The organism is Streptomyces sp. NPDC044571 (assembly GCF_040647115.1).
Lineage (GTDB): Bacteria > Actinomycetota > Actinomycetes > Streptomycetales > Streptomycetaceae > Streptomyces.
Map to the genome: position 1 here is coordinate 1 of NZ_JBEZBN010000068.1, position 24,590 is coordinate 24,590.

Annotated in this window: 22 protein-coding genes; 9 read left to right on the forward strand and 13 right to left on the reverse strand. The window is 72.4% G+C overall.

Going from position 1 to position 24,590, the window contains the following annotated elements:
* Window positions 1-91: 91 nt before the first annotated feature.
* The 3 genes from AB0B01_RS27040 to AB0B01_RS27050 all read right to left on the reverse strand — a co-directional run bounded on the left by AB0B01_RS27040 (window position 92) and on the right by AB0B01_RS27050 (window position 4,427).
* Complete coding sequence (locus tag AB0B01_RS27040; protein WP_361724267.1) at window positions 92-1,489, reverse strand: hypothetical protein; 1,398 nt, start codon at window positions 1,487-1,489, stop codon at window positions 92-94.
* A 157-nt stretch (window positions 1,490-1,646) separates the two neighbouring features.
* Window positions 1,647-2,618, reverse strand: coding sequence for a LysR family transcriptional regulator (locus AB0B01_RS27045; RefSeq protein ID WP_361724270.1), 972 nt, complete (start codon window positions 2,616-2,618; stop codon window positions 1,647-1,649).
* 63 nt (window positions 2,619-2,681) lie between these two features.
* Window positions 2,682-4,427 (reverse strand): ABC transporter substrate-binding protein, encoded by a 1,746-nt coding sequence (locus AB0B01_RS27050; RefSeq protein ID WP_361724273.1) that lies wholly within the window; start codon window positions 4,425-4,427, stop codon window positions 2,682-2,684.
* Window positions 4,428-4,657: 230 nt separating this feature from the next.
* Between AB0B01_RS27050 and AB0B01_RS27055 the strand changes: the two genes are divergently transcribed.
* The gene (locus AB0B01_RS27055; RefSeq protein WP_361724276.1) at window positions 4,658-5,923 is read left to right on the forward strand and encodes an alpha/beta fold hydrolase; all 1,266 of its coding nucleotides are present in this window, start codon (window positions 4,658-4,660) and stop codon (window positions 5,921-5,923) included.
* A 32-nt stretch (window positions 5,924-5,955) separates the two neighbouring features.
* Window positions 5,956-7,143 (forward strand): M6 family metalloprotease domain-containing protein, encoded by a 1,188-nt coding sequence (locus tag AB0B01_RS27060; RefSeq protein WP_361724279.1) that lies wholly within the window; start codon window positions 5,956-5,958, stop codon window positions 7,141-7,143.
* A gap of 14 nt (window positions 7,144-7,157) precedes the next feature.
* Here AB0B01_RS27060 and AB0B01_RS27065 read toward each other — a convergent pair whose 3' ends face one another.
* Together AB0B01_RS27065 and AB0B01_RS27070 are read right to left on the reverse strand one after the other, a co-directional pair.
* A complete protein-coding gene (locus AB0B01_RS27065; RefSeq protein WP_361724282.1) occupies window positions 7,158-8,363 on the reverse strand; it encodes a beta-ketoacyl-[acyl-carrier-protein] synthase family protein in 1,206 nt (401 codons plus the stop codon).
* On the reverse strand, window positions 8,360-8,611 hold the full coding sequence (locus AB0B01_RS27070) for a phosphopantetheine-binding protein (RefSeq protein WP_361724285.1): 252 nt from the start codon (window positions 8,609-8,611) through the stop codon (window positions 8,360-8,362). The genes AB0B01_RS27065 and AB0B01_RS27070 overlap by 4 nt, the downstream gene beginning before the upstream one ends.
* Before the next feature lie 149 nt (window positions 8,612-8,760).
* Here AB0B01_RS27070 and AB0B01_RS27075 point away from each other — a divergent pair, with 149 nt between their 5' ends.
* Window positions 8,761-9,543 (forward strand): lysophospholipid acyltransferase family protein, encoded by a 783-nt coding sequence (locus AB0B01_RS27075; RefSeq protein WP_361724288.1) that lies wholly within the window; start codon window positions 8,761-8,763, stop codon window positions 9,541-9,543.
* 58 nt (window positions 9,544-9,601) lie between these two features.
* Here the strand turns inward: AB0B01_RS27075 and AB0B01_RS27080 are convergent, their stop codons facing one another.
* The 4 genes from AB0B01_RS27080 to AB0B01_RS27095 form a co-directional block, all read right to left on the reverse strand.
* Window positions 9,602-10,615, reverse strand: coding sequence for a beta-ketoacyl-ACP synthase 3 (locus AB0B01_RS27080; protein WP_361724291.1), 1,014 nt, complete (start codon window positions 10,613-10,615; stop codon window positions 9,602-9,604).
* Window positions 10,615-12,066, reverse strand: a complete 1,452-nt coding sequence (locus AB0B01_RS27085) for a hypothetical protein (protein WP_361724294.1) — start codon at window positions 12,064-12,066, stop codon at window positions 10,615-10,617. Before AB0B01_RS27085 ends, AB0B01_RS27080 begins: the two co-directional genes overlap by 1 nt.
* 19 nt (window positions 12,067-12,085) lie before the next feature.
* Window positions 12,086-13,534 (reverse strand): hypothetical protein, encoded by a 1,449-nt coding sequence (locus AB0B01_RS27090; protein ID WP_361724297.1) that lies wholly within the window; start codon window positions 13,532-13,534, stop codon window positions 12,086-12,088.
* A gap of 275 nt (window positions 13,535-13,809) precedes the next feature.
* Entirely contained in the window at window positions 13,810-16,407 is a 2,598-nt protein-coding gene (locus tag AB0B01_RS27095; RefSeq protein WP_361724300.1) for a SpoIIE family protein phosphatase, read from the reverse strand.
* A 282-nt stretch (window positions 16,408-16,689) separates the two neighbouring features.
* Here AB0B01_RS27095 and AB0B01_RS27100 point away from each other — a divergent pair, with 282 nt between their 5' ends.
* The gene (locus AB0B01_RS27100; protein WP_361724303.1) at window positions 16,690-17,802 is read left to right on the forward strand and encodes a CapA family protein; all 1,113 of its coding nucleotides are present in this window, start codon (window positions 16,690-16,692) and stop codon (window positions 17,800-17,802) included.
* Window positions 17,803-17,833: 31 nt separating this feature from the next.
* On the opposite strand, the gene AB0B01_RS27105 is transcribed toward AB0B01_RS27100, so the two are convergent.
* The gene (locus tag AB0B01_RS27105; RefSeq protein ID WP_361724306.1) at window positions 17,834-18,538 is read right to left on the reverse strand and encodes an HAD family acid phosphatase; all 705 of its coding nucleotides are present in this window, start codon (window positions 18,536-18,538) and stop codon (window positions 17,834-17,836) included.
* Window positions 18,539-18,730: 192 nt separating this feature from the next.
* Here AB0B01_RS27105 and AB0B01_RS27110 point away from each other — a divergent pair, with 192 nt between their 5' ends.
* Together AB0B01_RS27110 and AB0B01_RS27115 are read left to right on the forward strand one after the other, a co-directional pair.
* Window positions 18,731-20,239 (forward strand): ATP-binding protein, encoded by a 1,509-nt coding sequence (locus AB0B01_RS27110; RefSeq protein WP_361724309.1) that lies wholly within the window; start codon window positions 18,731-18,733, stop codon window positions 20,237-20,239.
* A 17-nt stretch (window positions 20,240-20,256) separates the two neighbouring features.
* On the forward strand, window positions 20,257-20,559 hold the full coding sequence (locus tag AB0B01_RS27115; protein WP_361724312.1) for a DUF1876 domain-containing protein: 303 nt from the start codon (window positions 20,257-20,259) through the stop codon (window positions 20,557-20,559).
* A gap of 107 nt (window positions 20,560-20,666) precedes the next feature.
* On the opposite strand, the gene AB0B01_RS27120 is transcribed toward AB0B01_RS27115, so the two are convergent.
* Window positions 20,667-21,266: an HAD-IA family hydrolase gene (locus tag AB0B01_RS27120; RefSeq protein WP_361724315.1), complete on the reverse strand. Its 600-nt coding sequence runs from the start codon at window positions 21,264-21,266 to the stop codon at window positions 20,667-20,669.
* Between the two features lie 188 nt (window positions 21,267-21,454).
* Here AB0B01_RS27120 and AB0B01_RS27125 point away from each other — a divergent pair, with 188 nt between their 5' ends.
* Entirely contained in the window at window positions 21,455-21,886 is a 432-nt protein-coding gene (locus AB0B01_RS27125; RefSeq protein ID WP_361724318.1) for a hypothetical protein, read from the forward strand.
* Window positions 21,887-21,917: 31 nt separating this feature from the next.
* On the opposite strand, the gene AB0B01_RS27130 is transcribed toward AB0B01_RS27125, so the two are convergent.
* Together AB0B01_RS27130 and AB0B01_RS27135 are read right to left on the reverse strand one after the other, a co-directional pair.
* Window positions 21,918-22,109: a hypothetical protein gene (locus AB0B01_RS27130; protein WP_361724321.1), complete on the reverse strand. Its 192-nt coding sequence runs from the start codon at window positions 22,107-22,109 to the stop codon at window positions 21,918-21,920.
* Between the two features lie 60 nt (window positions 22,110-22,169).
* On the reverse strand, window positions 22,170-22,547 hold the full coding sequence (locus tag AB0B01_RS27135) for a hypothetical protein (RefSeq protein WP_361724348.1): 378 nt from the start codon (window positions 22,545-22,547) through the stop codon (window positions 22,170-22,172).
* 224 nt (window positions 22,548-22,771) lie between these two features.
* Between AB0B01_RS27135 and AB0B01_RS27140 the strand changes: the two genes are divergently transcribed.
* Window positions 22,772-23,152 (forward strand): TipAS antibiotic-recognition domain-containing protein, encoded by a 381-nt coding sequence (locus AB0B01_RS27140; protein WP_361724324.1) that lies wholly within the window; start codon window positions 22,772-22,774, stop codon window positions 23,150-23,152.
* Between the two features lie 168 nt (window positions 23,153-23,320).
* Window positions 23,321-24,520, forward strand: coding sequence for an ISAs1 family transposase (locus AB0B01_RS27145; protein ID WP_361724327.1), 1,200 nt, complete (start codon window positions 23,321-23,323; stop codon window positions 24,518-24,520).
* Window positions 24,521-24,590: the final 70 nt, after the last annotated feature.

Below are 24,590 nucleotides of genomic sequence, written 5' to 3' on the forward strand. Positions count from 1 at the left end.
TCCTCCACACCTACAACCACCACCGCTGCCACACCGCACTCGACGGCAAGCCGCCCATCAGCCGCGTTAACAACCCTGCGGGCCAATACACCTAGCGGCCGGTCTTGCCGCCGGCGAGCGGCCACTCGCGGTTGAGGGCGCCCAGCGGGATGCGGCGCTCGAAGACCGGCGTGCCGAACAGGGACAGCTGGAAGTGCAGCTGTCCGCTCAGGTCGAAGCCGCCGTACAGTGCCCACGCACCGCTCACCGAGGTCTTGCCGTCGGTGGACGCGGACGCCTTGGCGTCGGCCTCGCCGCGCAGGTACGGGGCGAAGTCCGCGGAGACGCCCACGGCCCCGTACAGGCCGACGGAGGCCTCGGCGCCGAGGGCGCCCTTGACCCGTCCGGCGGCGGTGACCTCGGCCTTCACCGGCGAGCTCTGGACGTTCGAGGTGCTGACCGGAGTCCAGCCCTTGCCCGTCGCGTAGCTGCCGCCGACACGGAAGTCGCCCTTGACGTCCTGCCGGACTTCGAGGGTGACGCGCCCGTCGGCCTCCACCTGGACGTAGCAGGTCAGGTCGAGGTTGACGACGACCGGGACCGGGCCGACCTGGATGACCGGAGCGCTGTGCAGCTTGGCGAACGGGATCCGCTTGGGGGTACCCGTGCTCGCGGCGGCGTGGCCCTTCAGGCTCCACTGCGAGGACCAGTCACCGCTCATGCCGAGGAAGGCGGAGCGCGGTCCGGAGCCGCCCGAGCCGTCGTAGGAGAACTCCACGGTGGGGGCGAGCTGGACGAATCCGGAGACCGAGGCGCCGGCCGAGACGGGGGCGTCCGAGGCGGTGTCGATGGGGGCGTTCACATCCAGCCGCAGGTTGCCCAGGGGCAGCTTCGCCCCCTCGGGGCCGAACCGCACCCCTTGGCTCTTGGCCCAGGAGAAGGTGACGCCCTTCATCAGGGGCTCGACCGTGACCGAGGCCGGGTCCACGGGAACCTTGCCGTCGGCCTTGTCGTCGTTGAGGACGGAGGACAGCGTGGTGGAAGCCGTCTTGACCTCGGTGCCGAGGTCGGTCTTGCGGCCGACCTCGGTGACCTTCGCGAGGAGGCCGTTGGGGGCGCCGGGCGCCGGTGCGCTGGCGATGACGTCACCGACGGCGACCGGCTTGTCGGCCGTGGGGGAGTGGCTGGGCGCGGGGGACGCCGGCGACGTGCCGTGCGGAGCCGTGGATATGACGGCCCGTCCGGTCGCCTGGTCGTAGGAGGCGACCTTCAGCGAGGACTTCTCGGGGGAGCCCTTCCCCGCTCCGACGCGGGCGACGGCCGTCGGCGCGGGCGCGCCCTGCGGCGCCGCGGCCACGTCGAGCTGCTGCGTCCCGTCGGCGACGGACGCGAGGGTGGCGGTGCTTGCGGGGTCGGCGGCTCCGGTGTGCGTGGCCGAGGAGCAGCCGGTGGCGGTGAGTGCCAGCGTGGTGAAGCCGGTGAGCAGGAGGCGTCTGGCGAGCTTGGGCACGTACGTAAGACCTTCTGGTTGGGGGGAAGTTACGCTACTGACAAGTAACGTGAAGCCCGATCATGCCAGGCACCTCCACCCCACCAGCGATAACCGGCCATCCGTCGGCGGCGAGGCCAAGGGGCTCGGAGCAACCGTCCCTGACCGGTCCGCGCCCTCACCACCCGGTGGCCGGAACGGCCGCGTGCGGATGGCGGTTTCGCCAACGCGTGTACGCGGCGCCGGCTCGGCAGGTGCGCAGGTAGCCGTCGGCCACGCGGCGCAGCAGCTCCGGGCCGCATTCCGGCAGCGGACCGTCGCTGCGCCAGGCCAGGACGTGGCGGTACCACAGCGGATTCCCCGCCAGGGGCCGGACCGCGAGGCCCGGCACTTCGGTGAAGGTGGCCTGGCAGAGACTGACGGCCAGGCCGGCCCGCACGATCTCGATCAGCTGCCGTCCTTCCGCCTCGTACGGGGTGAAGGGGCGTCGGCCCGTCACGGCGCACACCGACGACCAGTACTCACGGGTCCGGTCGCTGTCCGGCCGGGGCGCCGCCCAGTGCTCGTCCAGGAGCTCCGCCAGGGCGACCTCTTCCCGGGAGGCCAGCGGGTGGGCGGCGGGCAGCAGGGCGAACACCGGCTCGGTGACGAGCGGATGGAGGAGAACGTCCGGCCGGCCCGGCAATTCCTGCTCGGGGTGGTCGCCGAGCACGGCCGCCTCCAGCCGGCCGGCCGCGAGATCGTCGAGGAGGGCGACGGGGGAGTACTGGCAGCGCGCGGTCACTTCGGCTTCCGGCAGCAGCTCCTTCACGGCCAGGATGAGGTGGCCGAGCAGGGGGGCGCCGACCGAGCCGATCCGGACGCGGCCGGCCCCCGAGGCCCGGCGGGCGGCGCGGGCGGTGTCGGCGAGCAGCCCGTCGATCCCCGGCAGAATGGCGTCGGCCCGCCGCAGGACCAGCTCCCCGAAGGGGGTGGGAGCGGCCCCGTCCTGCCGCCGGTCGAAGAGTGACCCGCCCAACATGGCCTCGATGCGGCGCAGTTGGGCGCTGAGCCCCGGTTGGGTCACGCCCAGCGCGGCGGCGGCGCGGGTGAGGCTGCCCGCCTCGGCGATCGCGCAGACCACCCGCAGGTGCCGAACCTCCAGATCCATGGCGCAGATGGTACGCCTCCCATGTGAAATGTCACATGGCTGAAGATGGCTTGAGAAGGACCCTCAGCGTCCCCTCCCGGTCGGGTCCTTGAGGCCGACGGTCGCGTAGTCGATCTGGCCGCCGAACGACGTGTGGCCGAAGGCGCCGGCGATGTTCGTGCCCAGCAGCAGGGGCATGCGCTCGATGACGACCGGCGCCGTCGGGGCCTGGGCGAGGATCTGCCCGTCCAGCTCCTGCCATGCCCTGTCGGCCTGGCCGGTGTCGGTCATGGCGGCGATCTGGTCCATGCGCTGCATGGTGGCCTCGTCGCGGAAGAGCGAGTGGTTCCCGGAGTTGCCCTTCTCCTTGATGTAGCGGCCGTCGAAGACGAAGGGCAGGAAGGTGGAGCCCGAGAGGTAGTCCGGGCACCACCCGGTGTAGACGAGGTCGGTACGGCTCTTGGTGTCGCCGATGGTGTCGTAGAAGGCGGACGGGTCGACGGTCTCGATGGTGACCTTGATCCCGATGCGCCCCAGGGACTGCTGGACGGCCTCCGCGACCCCCTTGTCCCCGTTGGAGACGGTGAGGGAGGTGGCGAAGCCCTCCGCCCTCCCCGCCTCCTCCAGCAGCTGCTTCGCCTTCCCGGTGTCGCCGGTGGCCGGGATCCCCAGGGTGTCGGGCTGTGTGCCGCCGAAGATCGAGCCGGGCATGATGGCCGTGGCGATGTCGCCGAGGGCAGGGCCGCCGGAGGCGGTCAGGATGGCCTGGCGGTCGAGGGCGTACTGGACGGCCTGGCGGACCTTGACGTTGTCGAAGGGAGCGCGACCCGTGTGCATCTGCACCATCTCGGTGCAGTTGGAGGACTCGGACAGCAGCCGCGCCCTGACATCGGCCTTGGTGAGCACCTTGGGGGTGCTCTCGGGGCGCAGCTTCCCCCAGGAGACGGCGGAGGCGTCGGCGCCCGAGGCCGCGATGAGCCGGTCGTCGATCTGGTTGGCCCGCAGCCCCATCATCACGACCACCTTGTCCGGGTAGGCCTTGCGCACCCCGTCCGTGGCCGGCTCCCAGTGGGCGTTGCGGACCAGCGTGAGCTGCTTGCCGCGGTCGTAGGTCTCGATCTTGTACGGGCCCGAGGAGAACGGGCGGCTGTCGTACTGGGACCCCGTGTCATGCGCCTGGGGGACCGGAGCGAAGGTGGGCAGCACGGTGGCATGGGGGAACTCCGCGAAGGGCTTGCGCAGTTCGAAGACGATCGTGCGGTCGTCGGGCGTCTTCACGGAGTCGAGGTGCTTGCCCTGCGCCGGGCCGCGGTAGCCCTCGGCGCCGGCGAGGTAGCGGGCCGCGTAGTCGGGGCCGCCGGGCAGGTCGGGGGAGAAGGACCGCTCCACGTTGTACTTGACGTCCTGGGCGGTGATCGGCGAGCCGTCCTCGTACCTCAACCCCGCCTTGAGCCTGAAGGTCCAGGTCATGGCTCCGTTGGAGGAGACCCCGAGGTCCTCCGCGAGGTCGGGGGTGAGCTCCCCGCCCTTGGTGCCGGGCTCCGCCTTGTACGTGACCAGGGTGCGGTAGAGCAGCCGCGTGCCGAAGTCCATGTCGCCCATCACCCAGTTGCGGGCCGGATCGAGGTGCGTGAAGTCCTGGTTGGACAGGACCGTCAGGGTGCCGCCCTTCTGCGGGGTGCCGCCGATCACCGTGCCGGAGCCGGTCGTCGCGGGGTTGCGGCCCCCTCGGCCGGCGTCGGACTCGGTGCCGCCGAGACATCCGGCCGTGCCGAGGGCGAGGGTCGCCGCCAGCGCGGTGGCGAGGGCGGTGCGGGTGCGCAGGTCCATGGGAGGTCTCTCCGGGGCGAAGGGGAGGGGACGGGGGCGGGGGTCGCCCGAAGTGGCGGGGCGTGGCGACAATTTAGCCATGTGACATTGCACTCCCAAGATGTCGGTGCGGCATAACGCGGCGTTATGGGAAGGCGGGGGCTCCCGGGAGCGCGGGCCGCCGAGCCATGCTCGGGGCGCAACGTCCCACCTCGCACCGCGGCCCACCCCCTCGGCCGTGAAAGGGATCCATGAACCCCGCCTACGCGACCGCCGACCACGTCTTCCGCGTCCCCCTGGACCACCAGGCCCCCGACGGCCCGGACATCGAGGTCTTCGCCCGTGAGGTCGCCGACCCGACCCGCGCCGGCGAGGAACTGCCCTGGCTGCTCTACCTGCAGGGCGGCCCCGGCGGCAAATCACCCCGACCGACAGCCGGTTCGCCGGGCTGGCTGCCCCACGCGCTGAAGACCCACCGGGTGCTGCTACTCGACCAGCGCGGCACCGGCCGCTCCACCCCGGTCACCGCCCGGTCCGCCTCCCGGTTCGACACCGCTGACCGACTCGCCGCGTACCTCGGCCACTTCCGCGCCGACGCGATCGTCGCGGACGCGGAGCTGATCCGCCGCAGGCTGTGCGGCGACTCCCCCTGGGAGACGCTCGGACAGAGCTACGGCGGTTTCATCACCCTCACCTACCTGTCCCGAGCCCCCGAAGGCCTGCGGTCCTGCTACGTGACCGGCGGCCTGCCCGGCCTGTCGGCCACCGCCGACGACGTGTACGCCCGCACCTACCCCCGCGTACGCGACCGCGTGCTCGACTTCTACGCCCGCTACCCGGACGACGCCCGGCGCCTGCGCACGATCGCCGACCTGCTCACCGCGGACGACGTCCGCCTGCCCGACGGCGACCGGCTCACCGCCCGCCGCCTGCGCACCCTCGGCCTCTGCCTGGGCATGGGCGACGGCTTCGAGCGGCTCCACTGGCTGCTGGAGGAATCCCTCGACGGGGGCGGCCGGTTGACCGACACCTTCCGCCACCAGGTGATGAACCTGACCGCCTTCACGGACAATCCGCTGTTCGCCGTCATGCAGGAAACGCTGTACGGCCAGGGCGCCGGGCCGACCGCCTGGGCCGCCTCCCGGACGCTCACCGGCTTCCCCGAGTTCGCCGAGGAGGCGGACCCCCTGCTGCTCACCGGAGAGATGATCTACCCCTGGATGTTCCGGGAGATCACCGGCCTGCGTCCCTTCGCCGAAGCCGCCGAGCTCCTGGCACGGCGCACCGACTGGCCCGCGCTGTACGACCCCCACCGCCTCGCCGCCAACGCCGTTCCCCTCGCCGCGGCCGTCTACCACGACGACATGTACGTCGACGCCGGCCTCTCCCTGCGCACCGCGCGCGAGATCGGCGCCACCCGCGTCTGGGTCACCAACGAATGGGAGCACGACGGCGTCAGCGCCTCCGGCGGCGCCGTCCTGGCCCGCCTGATGGACCTGGCCGCCGGCCGCGCCTGAACCCCCTGCCCGCCCCGACCCGAGGGATCCCCATGCCCCCTGCGCACCCCAGCCTGCGCGCGGCCACTGCGGTGGCCGCCCTCCTCACCGGCCTGACCGCCCCCACCACGGCCAGTGCGGCCCCGGCGCCGCACTCCTCCGCCCCCGCCGCCGACTGCGCCCTGCCCGGCAGGACGGGCTGGACCGACGAGGGCCACGACACCGACCCCGTCCAGTTCCAGCCGTCGACCGGCACCCGCCGCGTCCTGACCCTGTTCGTGGACTTCCCCGACGCGCAGGCCGACGACTCCACCGACGCCTACGCCGCCCACCTCGCCCCCGCCGCCGACTGGCTGAGCGCCGCCAGCCACGGCCGCTCCCGCCTCGCCCTCAGCCCCCTGCGCCGCTGGATCCGCATGCCGGCGGACTCCGACGCGTACGGCTTCGCCCGGGGCCTCACCTTCGAGGCCCACGAGAGGTACGTGCGCGACGCCGTCACGGCCGCCGACCCGTACACGGACTTCTCCCGCTACGACATGGTCTACGTCGTGCCCACCAAGGCGGCCGCCGCCGTCTCCTTCTCGCCGACCTACCTCTACGACCCCGCCACGCCCGGCGTGAGCGCCGACGGCACCCGCCTGAAGTGGGCCGTGACCTTCGGCCAGGACATGTGGCACTGGGGACCCCTCGTCGCCGCCCACGAGACCGCCCACACCTTCGGCCTGCCGGACCTGTACTCCTTCACCGGCCCCACCCACCAGTACACCGGCGGCTGGGACCTCATGGGCAACATCGCCGGACCCGCTCCGCAATACCTCGGCTGGCACGCGTGGAAACTCGGCTGGACACGCGACGACCAGGTCGCCTGTCTGCCCGCACGAGGGCGCCGCACGGTCCGGCTGACCCCGGTGGAACGCCCCGGCGGCACCAAGATCGCGGTGCTGCGCACCGGCGGGACCACGGCGTACGTCGTCGAGTCCCGTCGCGCGGAGGGTGGCGACCGGGCGGCCTGCTCCACCGGTGTCCTGATCTACAAGGTCGATTCAGCGGTCCGCACCGGCGAGGGCCCGGTCCGGATCGTGCCCGGCACACCGGCGGCAGCCCCGCCCGCCGGCTGCACCGCGCTCGACCTCGCTGCGTACGCGCCCGGCCAGGGTTTTGCCGACCCGGCCACCGGCGTCCGGATCGACGTCCTCGCCGGCGGAGCCGCGGGAGACGTGGTGCGGCTCACCCGCGGTTGAGGGGCCGTGCCCCCTCAGGCGCGGGCCAGGACGGCCACGGCGTTGTGCCCGCCGAATCCGAAGGAGTTGCTGACCGCGACGGACGAGGTGTGCGGCCGGGCCGTACCGCTGACGACGTCGATGTCCATGGCCGCTTCCGTCTCGCTCAGCCCCGCCGTGGGCGGAACGGTGTCCTCGACCAGGGCGAGGACGGTCAGCGCCGCCTCGATGACGCCCGAGGCCCCGAGCGTGTGCCCGAGTGCCCCCTTGGCCGAGGTGACGGGCGGCCGGTGGGGGAACACGCGGCGCAGGACCCCGGCTTCGATCTCGTCGTTCTGCCGGGTGGAGGTGCCGTGGGCGTTGACGTGGTCGACGTCCTCCGCGCCCACTCCGGCGTCGTCGAGAGCGACGCGGACGGCCTGCTCGGCCCCGCGGCCCCCCGGGTGCGGGGCCACCAGGTGGTGCGCGTCCGTGGATGCGCCGTAGCCGATGAACCGCGCCAGGGGCCGGGCTCCCCGCGCGGCGGCGTGCTCCGTCCGCTCCAGCACCAGCGCCCCGGCACCCTCCGCGATGACGAACCCGTCGCGGGTGGCGTCGAACGGGCGTGACCCCGTACCCGAGAGGGCGCCCAACTGGGCGAAGCCGGTGACCACCAGGGGCGTGATGGCCGCCTCGGCGCCGCACACGAGGGCGATGTCGCACTGCGCGCTCGCCAGCAGGTCCCGCGCGAGGCCGAGGGCGGTGGTGCCCGACGCGCACGCCGTGGAGGTGAACAGGGTGGGCCCGGTCACGCCGAAGCGCAGGGCGATGTTGGCGCATGCCATGTTCACCAGATGGCCGGTGAGGTAGTACGGCGAGACGAACTCCGGGCCGCGCTCCCGCAGCCGGGTGATCGCCGTGTCCTGCGTCAGGGCGCCCCCGACGCTGCCCGCGGTGACGACGGCGACCCGGCTGCCGTCCCACTCCTCGGGGACGAGCCCGGCCTGCTCCAGTGCCTGCGCGACCGCCACCAGGGCGAACCGGTCGACCGGGTCCAGGTGGGCCGATCCCCGTCGGCGCAGTACCGGGTGGTCCAGCGCGGGCACCCGGCAGCTCAGCGAGACCGGCAGAGCGGCCAGTGCGGGGTCGGGGCCCGCGGTGGGACGTCCCGCGCGGACGGCCGACCAGGTGGCCTCCCGGCCGCAGCCGGCCGCCGTGACCAGGCCGAGCCCGGTCACGACGGCCGGAGGGCGTCGGCTCAACGGTCCGTGCGCCGTGCTTCGACGGCTTCGGCGAACTCCCCGAGGGTGCTGCCGCGGAGCTCGTCCTCCTCGACCTTGATGCCGAGCACCTCGTGGACGGCGATGGCCATCTCGACGACCATCAGCGAATCGGTCAGCAGGTCGCGCATCCGCGCGCTCGCCTGTACCTCGTTGGAGGGAACCTCGAACTTCTCGACGAGCAGTTCGCTGATCAGGTCGAGAACGGATTCCTGCGCGGATGTGGTCACGGCGCCTCTCATGTCTCTCATGTGTGCCATTTCCCGGGAGCGGGAGGGGGTGTGCCCGTGTTCAAATAAGTACCACGGCGGTGTATTTACTCAAAGTCCGTCCCGAATAAACATCTTGATGATTCGTAACGTGAGAGTGGGGATCGTTCGTGTCGGAAAGCGTGACCGGTGTGATCGATGTGGTCGGCGCCGAGCTCAGGCAGGTGAAGCGGCTGCTCGGCGATGCGGGGGAGACCGCCTGGGACCGGTTCCTCGACTGGCTCGTCGACGACTACTTCAGGCTGGACGTCCAGGGGGTGGAAAACATTCCGGCCGAAGGGCCCGCGGTCGTCGTCGCCAACCATTCGGGCGCCTGGGCGCTCGACGCATTCGTCCTCCAGAAGGTGTTCGCGCGCCATCTCGACCGGCCCCTGCACGTTCCCGCGGCCCCGGCGGCCTTTCGATTTCCGGTCATCGGTTCGTACGCCCGCAAGAAGGGCGCCATTCCGCTCGATCCGATGCTCGGACTGGAACACCTGACCGCAGGGGAACTCGTCGGGGTGTTTCCCGAGGGAATGGCCGGACTGGAAAAGCCCTTCCGCAAGCGCTACCAACTGCGCCCGTTCAGGCCCGGATTCGCGGTCACCGCCGTCCGGGCCGGTGCGCCGGTCGTGCCGGTGTCCGTCATCGGTGCCGAGGAGGCGTGCCCCAAGTTCGGTGAAGTGCCTTCCCTGGCACGCCTCTTGGACCTCCCCTACTTCCCGCTCACCCCGGTCTTCCCATTGCCCTCGAAATGGCTCGTCACCATCGGCGAGCCGATCCCCGCGCCCGCCCGGTCCGAGTCCTTCGCCGCCCGCTCGGCCGCGGCCCGCCGACTCTGCGCCGAGGTGGAGGACGCCGTACAGAACCTGGTCGACCGGGAACGGCGCAGGCGGGAAACGCCGTTCTGGTAGACCCCGTCCTCGTAGACCCCGTTCTGACATACCCCGAGCGCCGGCCCGGGGGTGCGGCTCAACCGCCCTCGACCACCGCCCGCACCCCGGGCCACACCAGGGTGGTCGACCCCCAGGCCAGCCCGGCCCCGTACGCCGTCAGGGCCACCCGCTGCCCCGGCACCAGCGTTCCGGCGGCAGCAGCCTGGGCCAGCACCACCGGCACCGAGGCCGCCGCCGCATTCCCGTACCGCTCGATGTGCGACACCACCTGCTCGGGCGCCAGCCCCAACTCGGCGGCGAGGCCGTCCAGGATGCGCTGGTTCGCCTGGTGGGCGACCACCAGGTCCAGGTCGCCGAGGGACCACCCGGCCCGGCCCAGGGCCCGCGTGACCGACTCGCACATGCCGACGACCGCCTGCTTGCGCACCACCGGCCCGTCCATCCGGAAATACGGCGAGAACTCCGCGTCCGGCTCCTCCAGCAGCCGCTTGCGCGCCCGCGCGCCGCCGCCGGGGATCTCGATCAGATCGGCCTGCGCCCCGTCGCTGCCCAGGTCGAAGGGCCCGAACGTACCGGGCTCACCGTCGGTCCCGGCGCGCAGCAGCACGGCTCCCGCGCCGTCGCCGAAGATGGCCGACATCAGCCAGTCCGCCGGGTCCAGGAAGGCGGTGAACACGTCCGAGGCGACCAGCAGGACGCTCCGCGACATCCCGGAGGCGATCATCGACGAGGCCACGCCCAGCCCGTAGAGGAACCCGCTGCAGCCGGACGCCAGGTCGAACGCCGACACCTGGCCCAGCCCCAGCCGCGCCGCCACCTCCGGGGCACCGGCCGGCAGGAGCCGGTCGGGGGAGATGGTGGCCAGCACCACCGCATCCGCGCTGGCCGCCCCGGCAGCCGTCAGCGCGAGGCGCCCGGCCCGTACGGCCAGGTCGACGGTGGCCTCGCCGTCGGCGACGCGCCGGGTCGCCACCCCGATCCGGTCCCGGATCCACTCGTCGCCGACGGGCCGCTGCCCGCACAGCTCGGCGTTGGTCAGCACCCGCGGCGGCACGTACGCGCCGAGCCCGGCCAGGACAGCGCGCGCCATCAGTCCCCCAGCCGCTTCGCTGCCCGCCGTACCCCGTCGGCCGCCGTCGCGCACCGTTCCGCATGGCCCAGCAGGACCATGCGGAACCGCTCGCCCGCCTCGTCGGCGTTCCAGCCGCTGTGCTCGGCGCAGGCCGCCAGGCTCTCCGCGTGCCGCTCCAGCCGGTCGGCGCTCGCACGGGCCAGCGCACCGTACGCAGCCGGTGCGTAGCCGTGGGCCGAGACCGGCACCGCGGTGGGCATGCCGACCGTCACCCGCCCGTCGCCGGGCAGCGCGGTGAGATCGCCGAGCGCCACGACGAGCGTCCGCGGGTCGAGGGTGTCCGGGAGCCGGTCCGCGGTGACCCGCGGTGAGATCACCACCGGCCGGGCCACCGCGGTGGTGCCCCGGACGACCGCCTCCGCGACCCGCGCCGCGAAGTGCGTCGCCGCGCATCCGGCCGGGGCCCCGCACAAGCCCCCGGGCGCATCGCCACCACCCCCGCCCTCCCCGGACTCCAGGCGCCGCAGCCAGGCCAGGGCGGCCAGGATCTCGGTCCCGGCCTCGACCGCGACGTCCTCCCACACGAACGGGGCCCGTACCGGGTACACCGCCGCCGCCACGGGCGGGAAGCGGCGCAGCGCCGTGTCCACCGCCTCCTCAGCGGAAGCCGCCGCCCCCACGGCCAGCAGGGCCAGCGCCTGGAGCGCCGTCCCGGCGGCGGCTTCGGACACCACCGCCAGGGCGTGCGTGACCGCCGGGACCGCGGACTGCGGATCGCCGCCCCCGGCCACCAGCCGGCCGGCCAGCGACGCCGGATCCGGGTCCGCCAGGTGAGGGGCCAGCCGCCGCCGCAGGGCCGCGGCCCGGGCCTCGTACGCCCTCCTGTCCGCCGAAGTCGTCGCCACCGCGATCACCTCGCTCAGCAGCATGTCCTCTGCGGCCGCCGCGCCCACCACCACGCGCCGGGCGAGCCGGAGCATGCCGCGGTACCAGTCGCGCCACTCCAGGGTGCCGTCCCCGCGCCGGGCCGCGACCACCCGGTCCAGATCCTCGGCGACCAGGGCCTCCAGCTCGGCGGCAGACACGGAGACGTCTCCGTCGGCCGCCGCGTGCGGAGACAGCCCGTACCGATCCCCGCCGGCGGTGAGGCCGCTCGCCGGCCCGAGCGCCCCCACCTCCTCCGCCCGGGCGAGCAACCCCTCGGCGTCGCGGGTGGCGAGTGGTACGAGGAAGGACCCGAACGGGGTGTGCAGGCGCACCGGCCGCCCGGAACGGCTGCTGCGCAGGTGCTGCAGCAGCCGGCGCGTCACCCCCTCCCGGGTCAGCGCGTCCAGGCCGAGCGCGCGGGCGGTGGCGTCCGCCCACGGCAGCCGCTGGGCGACCATGGCCGCGCTGAACACGGCGCTTTCCAGGGGCCAGGCCGTCGCGGGACGCCGCGCCGTCGTGGCCGGGCTGTGGGACGTGGTCATCGGTCGGTCTCCCTTGCGGTCACTTGTCGCGCAGCATGTACGGCTGGTTGCCGACGATCTCGCCGTCGTAGGTGCTGATCAGCTGGTTGACCTGCTCCCGGTAGTGCGCCATCTCCCCGCGCAGCGTGTCGGAGTACGCCTGGGGGGCGTGCGAGAGCGGGTAGTCGTACGACTCGTCCAGCCAGGCCAGCTCGACCCAGTTCTCGGGGATGTCGTTGGGGGAGGCGGGTCCGCGCCCGTCCAGCATGGGGATCACGTCGTGCTTGTTGACCAGGCTGATCACCCGGGTGGTGTGGTCGGCCGGGCGCTTGCCGTCGATCGGCGAGCCCAGGGTGACGACGTGGGTGATCCGGTACGTGGACGCCACGTCGAGGTCCGTCGCCAGGTTCATCGCGGTCAGCCCGCCCAGGCTGTGCCCGACGAGCATGAGCTCCGAGCCGGCCGGCACCCCGGCCCGCCGGAGCAGCTTCTTCACGGCACGGGTGTACGTGGTGTCGGTGCGCAGGAGGCCGTCGAACGCGCCGACCAGGTCCTGCGGGGTGCTGTTGCTCAGCAGCCCGAAACTGGTCCCCGGCAGCAGGAGCGCGTGCCGTACGGCGCCGTCGGCGCAGGCGATGCGGCGCAGCAGCACCAGCCCGTGGTTGCCCAGCGCCCCGATGTCGCCCACGTAGCTGACGATGTCGTTGCGGGAAGTGGCCAGCACCTTGGCCAGGATGGCGTCCGGCTCGGCCCGCTCCGCCCGCCCGGGACCGGGGTTGAGGTACCGGAGCAGCGAACTGGGCAGGCCGAGGAAGGGATCCGTGGTCGGCACGCCCCCGGCGAGCGTCACCCACGAGAAGCTGTCGTTGACCGGGTTCTCGTCGAGCAGCCCGAGCAGCGCCATCAGCTCCATGATCACGGGGCTCACGGTGGTGAGGGCGCGGGTGACGCCCAGCCGCTCGACCAGCGCGTACGTCGCCCGCAGCGCCTCGATCCGGTTCCCGCCCACCATGGCGTCCGTCAGGCGCCGGGCGAGCGGTGAATCCAGGTTCGGGTGGTCGGCGGCGATCGCCCGGATCCGCATGGCGAAGGCGTCCACCGCCATCGCCACCTTCGCCGGGCGGCGGTACGTCACACTGCCCGCCATCCGCGCCAGTTCCCCGACGACCCCGCCGTTCGCACCGAACCCGAGCCCCGACGGGCCGGTCAGCGCCTTCAGGCAGGCCGTCGCCGCGCCGAGCGCCCATGCCGGGCGGCGCAGCGTCTCCAGCCCGAAGCGCCAACTGGACAGGGCGCCGGTCAGTTCCGCGCCCGCCTGCTTCGCGGTCAGAGCGGCGTCCGCCAGCAGGATCGACGCCGCGATCAGCAGCTCGGCGTCGGTCCGCTCCGGGGGCGGGGCCGTGTCCGCGGGTGCGGTGTCGGCGGAGGCCATCGAGCGCTGCCGTGCGGGGAGACGCTGAGCCGTTTCCTCGGCCACCTGAGGCGTCACTTTCCTCCCTCTCCGTCCCTGTGCAACGGCTTCGCCGCCGCCGTGTCTGCTGTGTGGGCTGGCATCGTGACACCGAATCCGGACCGCACCCGCGGCGCCGGCGGCCTTTCGGGTGCCGGGCGGGCTCGGGACCAGGCCGGATCCACCCCGCCCCGAGTCCCTGCCGGGCCCCGGGTGCACGGGCGCGCGGCGCAGCGCCGGGCGCCCGTGCGCGGGCCGCAAAACGCAGGGTTCCGGGGGGTGAACGAACCCCCCGTGCGTTGACAGGGAGCGGGTCAGAGCTCCTCGGCGTCGGGCAGCGCCTGCTCCGACCAGATGACCTTTCCGTCCGGCGTGTACCGGGCCCCCCAGCGCCGGCTGAGCTGTGCGACCAGGAACAGTCCGCGGCCGCCCTCGTCGGTCGTCGTGGCGTAGTGCAGGCGCGGCGAACTGCTGCTGGCGTCGAAGACCTCGCAGGTCAGCACCCGGTCGTACAGCAGGCGTACCCGCACCGGGGCGGCGCCGTGCCGGATCGCGTTCGTGATGAGCTCGCTCAGCACCAGCTCCGTGCCGAAGGCGAGCGCCGACAGGCCCCACTCCTCCAGCCTCTCCACCGCGGCGGCCCGCATGCTGGCGACCGCGCTCGGCTCGAACGTGACGTCCCATTCGGCGATGCGGTCCGCCGGCAGCGCCGACGTACGGGCGACGAGGAGGGCCACGTCGTCGCGCGGACGCACCGGCAGCATCTCCTTCAGGACCGCCCGGCAGACCTCCTGCGGATCCCGGTCGGCGTGCGCCAGCGCGGCGCGCAGCAGGTCGAGCCCCTCGTCGATGTCCCGGCCGCGGCTCTCGATCAGCCCGTCGGTGTAGAGGACCAGCTGGGTGCCCTCGCTCAGCTGCAGCTCCGCCACCTCGAAGGGGAATCCGCCCAGTCCCAGCGGGGCGCCCGCGGGCAGGTCCGGGATCTCCACCGTCCCGTCGGGGCGTACCACCGCGGGCGGCACGTGCCCCGCGCGGGCCATGGTGCAGCGCTGGGTCACCGCGTCGTACACGGCGTACAGGCAGGTGGCCCCGAGCACGCCCAGCCCGCTGCCGTCCCCGGCGTCCGCCCCGCTCTGGTCGATGTACTGGACGAGGCCGTCGAGCCGTCCGAGCAGCTCGTCGGGGGGCAGGTCCAGGGAGGAGAAGTTGAGTACGGCCGTACGCAGCCGGCCCATGGTGGCCGCGGCGTGCAGGCCGTGGCCGACGACGTCCCCGACCACGAGGGCGACCCGGCCTCCGGGCAGCGGGATCACGTCGAACCAGTCCCCGCCCACGCCGGACTGGGCGGGCAGGTAGTAGTGGGCGACTTCGACGGCGCTCTGCTCGGGCAGGTCCCGCGGCAGCAGGCTGCGCTGGAGGGCGACCGCCAGGGTGTGCTCGCGCGTGTAGCGGCGGGCGTTGTCGATGCTGACCCCGGCCCGGGCCACGAGCTCCTCCGCGAGGGACAGGTCCTCCTCGTCGAACGGCTCCGGCTTCTGCGAACGCCAGAAGTTGACCACGCCGAGGACGACGCCGCGGGCCTTCAGCGGCGCGATGATCAGGGAGTGGATCCCGAAGTCGAGGATGGCCTGGGCCCGTGGCGGGTCCTGGGCGTGCCAGCCGGGCGCGTCGGCCAGGGCGATCACCTCGGCCCGCCCGCTGCTGAGCCCGCGCGCCTGGGGAGTGGAGGGCAGGAAGTCGATCAGCCGGCCCCGCGGGTAGAGCGGGGAGTCGTCCCGGATGCCGCTGACCGCGGTGCGGCGCAGGTCCGGGGCCGCGCCCGTGGGCTCGTCGCCGCGGAGCACGGCTTCCGCCAGGTCGATCGTGACGAAGTCCGCGAACCGCGGCACGGCGACGTCCGCCAGTTCCTGGGCGGTCTGCTCCACGTCGAGGGTGGTGCCGACGCCGACCCCGGCGTCGTACAGGAGCCGCAGCCGTCTGCGGGCGGCCTCTGCGCGGGTGCTGAGCACGCGCATCTCGGTGGAGTCCCGGATGGTGACCGCCGTCCCCTCGGGGCTGCCGCGGGGACGGGTGGGCCGCTGGTTGATCACCAGCAGCCGGTCGCCGGCCTCGTGCACCTCGTCGGTGGCGACCCGGCCCGACAGCAGGAGGTCGGTCAGGTGCCGGTCGAGCCCGGGGAGCTCGCGCAGGAGCTGCCCCTCGGCGTCGGAGGGCAGGGCGAGCAGCCGTTTCGCCTCGTCGTTGGCGAGCAGCAGCCGGCCCTCGCCGTCGATGATCAGAACTCCCTCGCGGACGTTGTGCAGCACGGCGTCGTGGTGCTCGTACATGCGGGTCATCTCAAGCGGACCGAGGCCGTGGGTCTGGCGTCGCAGGCGCCTGCTGATCAGGGCGGCGCCGGCGGTGGCCAGGGCGAGGCCGGCCGCGCTGGCCCCGAGGAGGACGGGGAGCTGCCGGTCGACCACCCCGGTCACGTTCTTCACGGTGAGCCCCGCCGACACGAGCGCCTCGACCTTGCCGTGGTCGCCTTCGGAGAAGACCGGCACGATGGCCTGGATCTCCTTGCCCAGCGGCCCCTGAACGCTTTCGGTGTGGACGCGGCCCGCGAGCGAGGGTTCGATCGTGCCGACGAAGCGCTTGCCGATGCGGTCGGGGAGGGGGTGCGTGTAACGGATCCCGCGGGTGTCCATCACGACGATGAAGTCGACCCCGGAGACCTTGCGCGTCGCCTCGGTGAGCGGCTGGAGGATCTTGGACGGGTCGGGGGACCGGAGCGCGGCGTTCAGTCCGGGCGAGTGGGCGAAGGTCTCCGCGACCGCCACGGACCGGTTGCGCGCCTCCCGGTCCACGTCGTGGCGCGACTGGAGCACCAGCGCCAGCACGGCCCCGGCTGCGAGCAGCACCACGACCGCCACCTGAAGGACGAATACCTGTCGGGCGACGCTCCGCGGGCGGTTTCTGATCAGTGACCGCACCGACGTCCCCGGCACGGGTTGCAAGGATGGGCCACGATCCATTTGTAGCACTGGAGGCCGCCGCCGGTACGTTCGCAGCGCCGCGCGGGCGGTCCCGGCCGAAGGCCCGGCCGTCTGGTGACCGCGTACCGGCCCCTGATCTTGATCTTGGGAGCGCCAGGTCGACGCCACCGGTCGACGCCCGGTCAACGCCCCCGGGGGGAGAGGTCCTAGCCTGGCAGTATGCGCGGGCGGCCGGTCACGCTGTTCCTCTGCGGTGACGTGATGACGGGCCGGGGTGTCGACCAGATCCTTCCGCACCCCGGTGAACCGGCCTTGCAGGAGTCCTGGATCCGGGACGCCCGTGCCTACGTCGAGCTCGCCGAAGCGGTGAACGGGCCGATTCCCCGTCCCGTCGACCCCGCCTGGCCGTGGGGGGAGGCGCTCCCCGTCCTGGACGCGGCCGCGCCGGACGTCCGGATCGTCAACCTGGAGACCAGCATCACGCGCAGCGAAGCGTTCGCTCCCGGGAAGGGCGTCCACTACCGGATGAACCCGGCCAATGTGCCGTGTGTGGCCGCGGTCCGGCCCGACGTCTGCGTCCTGGCCAACAACCACGTCCTGGACTTCGGGCGCGGCGGGCTCACGGAGACCCTCGCGGTGCTGTCCGGTGCGGGGCTCGCCACGGCGGGCGCGGGCAGGGACCTGGCGCAGGCGAGGCGGCCGGCGGTCCTCACGGTCCCCGGCGGCGGCCGGGTGCTGGTCCTCTCGTGCGGTCTGCCCTCCAGCGGCATCCCGCACCCGTGGGCCGCGGGCGCCGAGCGCAGCGGCGTGGACCTGCTGCCCGACACCTCGGCCGCCGCCGCGGCCGGGATCATCGAGCGCGTACGGCAGCTGAAACGGCCCGGCGACATCGCCGTCGTCTCGATCCACTGGGGGTCGAACTGGGGCTACGAGGTTCCCGCCGGCCACATCGGCTTCGCCCACGCCCTCGTCGACGGCGGGGTGGACCTCGTCCACGGGCACTCCTCGCACCACCCGCGACCGCTGGAGGTGTACCGGGGCAGGCTGATCCTCCACGGCTGCGGCGACTTCATCGACGACTACGAGGGGATCGGCGGCCACGCGCGCTACCGGGACGACCTGCGTCCGCTGTACCTCGTGTCGGTCGAGCCGGACACCGGCGCCCTGGCCGGTGTCCGGATCGTCCCCCTCCAGGCGCGGCGCATGCGCCTGGAACACGCCTCGGCCGAGGACTCCGCCTGGCTGGGGGCGGTGCTGGACCGGATCGGTCACCGCTTCGCCACCCGGGTCGACCGGGAGGCCGACGGCGTGCTCGTCCTGCGGCCCCGGTGAGGACGCCCGAGGGCCGGCCGGGGCCGGCGGGTCAGGAGAGCTTGCCGTCGTAGTCCGGCAGCTTGAAGGTGCGCTCGGCGTGGCCGCCCACCAGGTCGCTCTGGTTGTTGCCGATGTTGGCGATGACCGTGTAGCCGCGGGCCTCGATCTCGGCGCGCTTGGCCGTCTTGTAGGTGCTGACCGCACTGAACAGGTCGGGCAGGTCGCGTACGTAGAGGCCCGACACCGGGTAGCCGACGGCCTTGAGGTTGTGCTCGGTGACCGAGTAGACGATGCCGGGGCGGGCGGTGACGAAGAAGACGGCGACGCCGTGCGCGTCGGCGTACCGGGTCAGCTCGCGGACCTCGGGGATCGCGGGGGTCGGGAAGGTCCAGAACCAGTGGAAGTCCGTCTCCAGCGAGGAGTTGTCGATGTCGAGTACGATCGCGGGCTTCTCGCCGGCGGGGGACCGGGCGATGCGCTGCTCGACGTACGGGCGGGCGGTGTCGATGACGGCGGCGACGTCGCGCCTCCACGTGCCGTAGTCGATGCCGAGCAGGTAGGCGTTGCCGCCGGGCGCGGAGGCGCTCACCGCGGCCGGGGCCGCCGCGGGAGCGGGCTGCGCGGTGGCGGTGGCGGTGGCGTCGGCGGTGAGCGGCCGGGCGGACGCGGTCGGCGCCAGCGCCAGGACGGCGACGGCCGCGGCGGTGGCCGTGGCGGCGGCGAGCGGGCGGATACGGGTGCGGGTGCTGCGCATGTGGGGGCGCTCCTCGGTGGCCGGATTTGGCATGTGCGCGTCCACAATCGGGCCCTCGGCCGCCCGTGTCTACTGGTCGGTAGCAAATCTCTGCCGGCCTCCAGATGAATGTTGATCTTCGGCGGGCGCGCGCGGAACGGCCGAGCCGCCGAAAATGGAGGCATCCCTCAGCGGCTTGCGGAGGTGCCCAGCGTGAACGCCGCAGACCCACAGCGAACGCCGGTACGCGAACCGGAAGGCACTCCCCGACCCCGGCGGCTCTTCGACAGGGACGACGAATGGGCGGCCCTGACCGCCTTCGCGCAGGACCCCAAGACCGGGCCGGGCCTGTGCGTGGTCTCCGGACGCCCCCGGCAGGGCAAGACGCTGCTCCTGGAAGCGCTCGCCCGGGCCACGGGAGGCTTCTACTTCAGCGGGCAGGAGGCCACCGAAGCGGACTCCCTGCGCCGACTCGGCGAGGAGTACGCGCGCTACCGCCGGGCAGCGGCCCCCAGCCGGTGGCCCGACTGGAAGCACGCGGTGGACGAGCTGCTCGCCCTCGGCGACACCAGACCCCTGCCGGTCGTCATCGACGCCTTCCCCGACCTGGTCGAGGCGAGCCCCGCCCTGCCCTCCGTGATCCACGGCGCGCTCCGGCGGCTGGCCGGTTCCGCCACGCAGAACCGCACCCGGCTGGTGCTCGGCGGCGAGACCGCACCCGTCATGAGCCGGCTCTTCGCGGGCTCCCCCCTGCGCAGCATCGCCGAGCTGGAGCTGCGGATCCAGCCGCTGGACTTCCGCGCGGTGGCGCGCCTGTGGGGCATCGAGGACCCCGCGCTCGCCCTGCGTGTCCACGCGGTCGTGGGCGGAACCCCCGCGTACCGGTACGACTACGTGAACGACGACGTGCCGCGAGGGCCCGAGGACTTCGACGGCTGGATCTGCCGGACGGTGCTCAATCCCCGGACGCCGCTGTTCCGCGAGGCCCGCCACCTCGTTGACGAGGAGACCGGACACGGAAGCCACGGGGCCTGCCACTCGGTCCTGGCGGCACTGGCGTCGGGCTGCACGACCCACGGCGAGATCGCCGCGTACGCGGGACAGCAGCTCCCCGACGCCTCCCGCGCCCTGACCCTGCTGCGGGACCACGGCATGCTGCTGTCGCAGCCCGACGGATTCCGGCCGGGCCTCGTCCGCCACCGCATCGCCGACCCCCTGCTGGCCTTCGAACACGCCGTGGTGCGCCCGCGCAGAACGGCTCTGGAGAGCGAGGAGGCCGCGGCGGTCTGGCAGAGCGCCCGGGCGGACTTCTCGCGGATCGCCGAGGAGTGCTTCGCCCAGATCTGCCGGTACTGGGCCGAGCACTTCGCCGCCCCCGCCACCTTCGGCGCCGCGCGGACCACGGCCGCGTACGGCTCGCTCCCGAGCGACCCGGATTCCCCCGAGGCGCACGCCGCCGAAGTCGTCGTCCGCGGACACGACGGCCGGGGACCCGAGCGGCTCCTCTCCATCGGGCTCGCCCGGCTGCGCGTGGGCATGGACATCGAACACCTGCGGCGACTGCACCGCCTGGTCGACGCGGCCGCCGCCGCGGGCGAGGACACCGGCCGGGTCCGCCCCGCCCTCTACGGCGGCTCCGGCTTCAGCCCGGAACTGCGCGCGGCGCAGACCCGGGGCGACGTCATGCTGGTCGACCTCGACCGCCTGTACCACGGCCACTAGCACCCGGGAGGCACGCCATGTCGCACACCGCCGAGTGGAAGGTCCGCCTCCAGGTCTCCGAGGAGGACCGCACCACGAAGGCCCGGCTCGAACTCGACAACGGCTCCACGAAACTGACCGGACAGGGCACCGCCCGCCGCAACCCCCAGGACCCGGACGTCCCGGAGATCGGCGACGAACTCGCCGTCGCGCGGGCCATGGAGAACATGGCGGACCAGTTGAAGCGGACCGCCCTCGGGGACATGGGCGCGACCGGCGCCCTCACCCCCCAGGGGTCCCTCAAGCCCTACGCGGGCTGGCTGGACGTCGCCGAGGGCTGAAGGGTGTTGCAGAGGGCCCGGCTCGGCTCGTCTTCCTGCCCGCGGGGCCAGGCGGACGTCGGCGCTGCTACCGGGCTCCCCCCTCCAGGCCTTTGAGTGAAGCCTGGTCAGAAAAGCTCCAGCAGTTCCGTCAAAGTTGCGATGGACGGAACGGGAGGAACGTCCGGGAGCGGGGAGTCACGGTTGATCGCGCGCCCCGCGTAGCCGAGCTCAATGGCAGCTTGGAACAGGTCGGGATCGTCGTCGATGAACAGGCATCGCGGAGGTGTCAGGCCAAGCGCGGTGCTGGCGTGGTGGTAGATGCGCGGATCCGGCTTGTTGCAGCCCAGTTCGGCGGAGATCGCGTATGCCTCGAAGAAGTGGTGGATGCCCAGTGCCGCGTGCAGGTCGGGCAGGTCGGGCCAGGCATCGGAGACCACGGCCATCCGCACCTGTCGCCGGCTCAGCTCCTCCAGGGTCTCCCTCGCGTCCGGGTACAGCTCCAGCACTCTGTCCGCGGGGACTTCGCGGCGCAGGTCGGCCAGGAGCTGTGGGGTGGGCTCCGTCCCGAGGTTGCGAAGCAACACGCGGTGGTAGTCGTCGGAGTCGGGGGTCGAGGACAAGGAGGCCCGCGGGTTCCACCGGGCGCCGATCGGACGCATCAGCACCCCACCGGAGTCGAAGAGAACAGCCTGGGCCTCCTCGGAAGCGGGAGATCGTCTCGCCATCTGTCCGGTCTCGCGGCCACCGGCCCGCCGTGTCGATCCGCAGTAACCGGCCAGTCGGCCCACGGAGCGTCAGATACCCCCCACCTCGCCGGCCCGACATCACGAGTACACGTCCAGTACTGCACTTGATGGGGCGATGTCGGGTGATTGCCTGACAGGTGAAGGGTGGGTTCGATAGATCTATGTGGGTGACCGACCTCATGCCCGGCGAGCCCCCCGAGGACAGCGAGCCCACCTCCTTCGCCGAGACCGCGAAGAACTGGTACGCGAGGCACAAGCCGAAGATTCGCGTCGCCCTCGGTGTAACTCTGGCCGTGGGCCTGGTCGTGGCCGCCCATCGCTACGAGCGGCAGGACGGCGAGTGGTACGACGCCGAGGACATCGGGGATTGGGAACCGGTCTCTGACCGTGTAGCCCCGAACGAACCTCGTCAGTCCGCCCTTGACCCTGACCGCGACCCCTTCCTTCGGAGGCTCCCCACCGGTCAGCAGGCCAGCGAGGCGGCCAAGGCGCGGTACAGGGAACTGACGGGCAACGAACTCCCACCCGGCTACACCTTGGTCCGCCGGTGGTTCTTCCTGAACCCGGAGGACGAGGACCCCGGCGAAGCCGCTGCCTGAGCACCTGACGGACCGTTTGTCCGAGGCTGGGCTACTGAGCTTGGGCTGGCGGTGTCGTAAGCGGCGACATGGCCGACCGGTCTTGCTGGCGGAGAGCGTTCACTGCTCGGGTGATCTGGCCGAGGTTGGCAGCGGCGAGGTCGCCGATGTCGCGCTTGACCAGCGACCAGACGCCCTCCTCCTGGGGGCTGAGATCCGGCGCGTAGGTGGGCAGCTGGAACACGGTGAGCCCCCCGGGGTCTGGCCAGGGCTTCGGCGTAGTCACCTGATGTCCGTTTTGTGATCACGCGAGGCCGAGGAGGGCCAGTGGGCGTCGTGGATCACGGGCGTTGCGGCGGAGGGCGGTGGCGATGTTGGTGACGCCGTTCAACCTCGGGGCGCCGATGGCGAGGTTCCGCCAGGCGGTCATCGCGCGTGGCGCGTTGCCGGTCCGCAGTTGGGATGCGTCCTCGGCGAAGGTGGTGTCGCGGACGTGGTGCAGGGACTCGCTGCTCCAGTGGCCGCGGACCAGCTTCGCAAGCTGGGCCGGGGCGGCCTGGTGGGCGGTGAGACTCGTGACCGCGTAGACGGTCTTGATGGTGGCCTTTGCGGTCTTGCGGTCGGTGCGGCGGCGCTTGATCTGGATGGCCTGGCGGGCGCCGGGGAACAGCAGGTTGCTCACGGTGGCGACCTGATCCGGCGGATCTCGCAGCGCCCATGGCCGGTTTCCTTCGTCCGACCCAGGAGCGGGATGTCCCGCCAGGGAAGTGACTTGAGCTGCATGCGGAGACTCTTCTGGCTGCCCTTGACGAATCGACTGAGCCGCTCAAATAAATAGCTTGCCGATCCGGTGGGCCTATGTCACCGTTCCGCCTGGATCAACAGCCGGACAAGAGAATTGGTGCCATGGGGAATCTGTACGAGGAAGAGTGTCGTCGGTCGTTGGCCGAAGAGCAGGCGAAGAGCCTTGCCGAGACCAACAACTGGGAGCACGTTGACAGGCCTCAGGTCCACCAGGACTGGGACGTGCTGTACCGGGAGATCGCGGCCTGCCTGGACGGCTCCCTGCCTGGGGATCCCCAGATCCAGGAGCTCGTCGGCCGGCATTTCGGCATAGCCTGCCGATTTTACGCCCCCAGCAGGCAAGCGTACGTCGGGATGGCACTCTTCTATGCGGAAGACGACGCCATGAGGGAGTTTCACAACTCCTACCATCCCAGGATGGTGGAATTCCTGGGTGAGGCGATGAGGATATTCGCCGAACGGGGAGTCGGCTTCACTTCGTAGTACTCCTGCCGCAGATCGTGATCTTGCCCGTTGGCAGGGCAGGGCTTCGGCGTATCGTGTGGCGTCCGGTTCATGATGGTTTGTCGGGCAGGTGGCTACGGGAACGGAAGCAGGCACGGCTTCCAAGATCATGGAGTTCTCGACACCCCGTGATCCGACTGGAAGACCGTGCCTGCCGACGCACCATCGCTGATCCCGTCCGCCTTTGACCAGCTCCGCCGGCAGCCCGATCCCGGCCTCCAGGAGGTTCCGGGGCTGCTGGAACGGCTCGCGGAGGTGCCCGACCCGCGCGATCCGCGCGGCGTGCGGCATGCGCTGGCGGTCGTGCTCGCGCTGACAGCGTGCGCGGTGCTGGCAGGGGTGACCTCGCTTGTGGCGGTCGGTGAGTGGATCGCCGACGCCCCGTTCCATGTGCTGGACCAGCTCGGCGTCCGGCCCGATTCGCTGCTGCCGCGGCGTCTGGCGCCCTCCGAGTCCGCCGTGCGCCGACTGCTCGCCCGCCTCGATGCAGACGCGCTGGACCGGGCGGTCGGCCGCTGGCTCGCCGACCGCCGCCCGCAACCGAGCGGTGGCGCTGACCTGCGCGGAAGGTCGGTGGACGGCAAAAGCCTGCGCGGCGCGGCCAGGGCGAAGGGCCGCAAGATCCACCTCCTGGCAGCCATGGAGCACACCAGCGGCCTGGTCCTGGCCCAGCTGTACGTCGGCGAGAAAACGAACGAGATCACCTGCTTCCAGCCCCTGCTCGACACCGTCGCCGACCTCGCCGGGACGGTGGTCACCAGCGACGCGCTGCACACCCCACGCGAGCACGCCGGCTACCTCCTCGGCCGGAAGGCCCACTACATCGTGATCGTCAAGGGCAACCAGAAGAGTCTCCGCAAGCAGCTCAAGTCGCTTCCCTGGCGGGACATCCCGCTTCTGGGTCGGACGACGGAGACCGGCCTCGGGCGCTGCGAGATCCGCCGGATCGAGGTCGCCACCGTGAACAGGCTGCTGTTCCCCGGCGCCCGGCAGGCCATCCAGATCAAGCGCCGCCGTACCTGCCGCAAGACCGGCAAGACCACCGTCAAGACGATCTACGCCGTCACCAGCCTGACCGCCGAGCAGGCGTCCCCCGCGCGGCTCGCCCGGCTCGCCCGGCTGGTCCGCGGCCACTGCGGCTTTGAGTCCCTGCACCACGTCCGCGACACCACCTTCGCCGGGGACGCCTCCCAACTGCGGACCGGCAACGCACCCCGGGCGATGGCCACGTGGCGCAACCTCGCCATCGGCATCCTGAAACGCTCCGGCGTCACCAACATCGCTGCCGCCCTCCGCCGCAACGCTCGCGACCCCCAACGACCGCTCGCGCTCCTCGGCCTCGGATGATCAGAAACCGGGCATCATCCGACTACGCCGAAGCCCTGGGGGTCTGGCCGATCGACCCCACGTCCTGGCA

Excerpts from the sequence above, each read along its gene's own strand:
- AB0B01_RS27045 (WP_361724270.1), bottom strand. The coding sequence starts at position 2,618 with ATGGATCTGGAGGTTCGGCACCTGCGGGTGGTCTGCGCGATCGCCGAG.
- AB0B01_RS27050 (WP_361724273.1), bottom strand. The coding sequence starts at position 4,427 with ATGGACCTGCGCACCCGCACCGCCCTCGCCACCGCGCTGGCGGCGACC.
- AB0B01_RS27055 (WP_361724276.1), top strand. The coding sequence starts at position 4,658 with ATGAACCCCGCCTACGCGACCGCCGACCACGTCTTCCGCGTCCCCCTG.
- AB0B01_RS27060 (WP_361724279.1), top strand. The coding sequence starts at position 5,956 with ATGCCCCCTGCGCACCCCAGCCTGCGCGCGGCCACTGCGGTGGCCGCC.
- AB0B01_RS27080 (WP_361724291.1), bottom strand. The coding sequence starts at position 10,615 with ATGGCGCGCGCTGTCCTGGCCGGGCTCGGCGCGTACGTGCCGCCGCGG.
- AB0B01_RS27085 (WP_361724294.1), bottom strand. The coding sequence starts at position 12,066 with ATGACCACGTCCCACAGCCCGGCCACGACGGCGCGGCGTCCCGCGACG.
- AB0B01_RS27100 (WP_361724303.1), top strand. The coding sequence starts at position 16,690 with ATGCGCGGGCGGCCGGTCACGCTGTTCCTCTGCGGTGACGTGATGACG.
- AB0B01_RS27105 (WP_361724306.1), bottom strand. The coding sequence starts at position 18,538 with ATGCGCAGCACCCGCACCCGTATCCGCCCGCTCGCCGCCGCCACGGCC.
- AB0B01_RS27115 (WP_361724312.1), top strand. The coding sequence starts at position 20,257 with ATGTCGCACACCGCCGAGTGGAAGGTCCGCCTCCAGGTCTCCGAGGAG.
- AB0B01_RS27120 (WP_361724315.1), bottom strand. The coding sequence starts at position 21,266 with ATGGCGAGACGATCTCCCGCTTCCGAGGAGGCCCAGGCTGTTCTCTTC.
- AB0B01_RS27140 (WP_361724324.1), top strand. The coding sequence starts at position 22,772 with ATGGGGAATCTGTACGAGGAAGAGTGTCGTCGGTCGTTGGCCGAAGAG.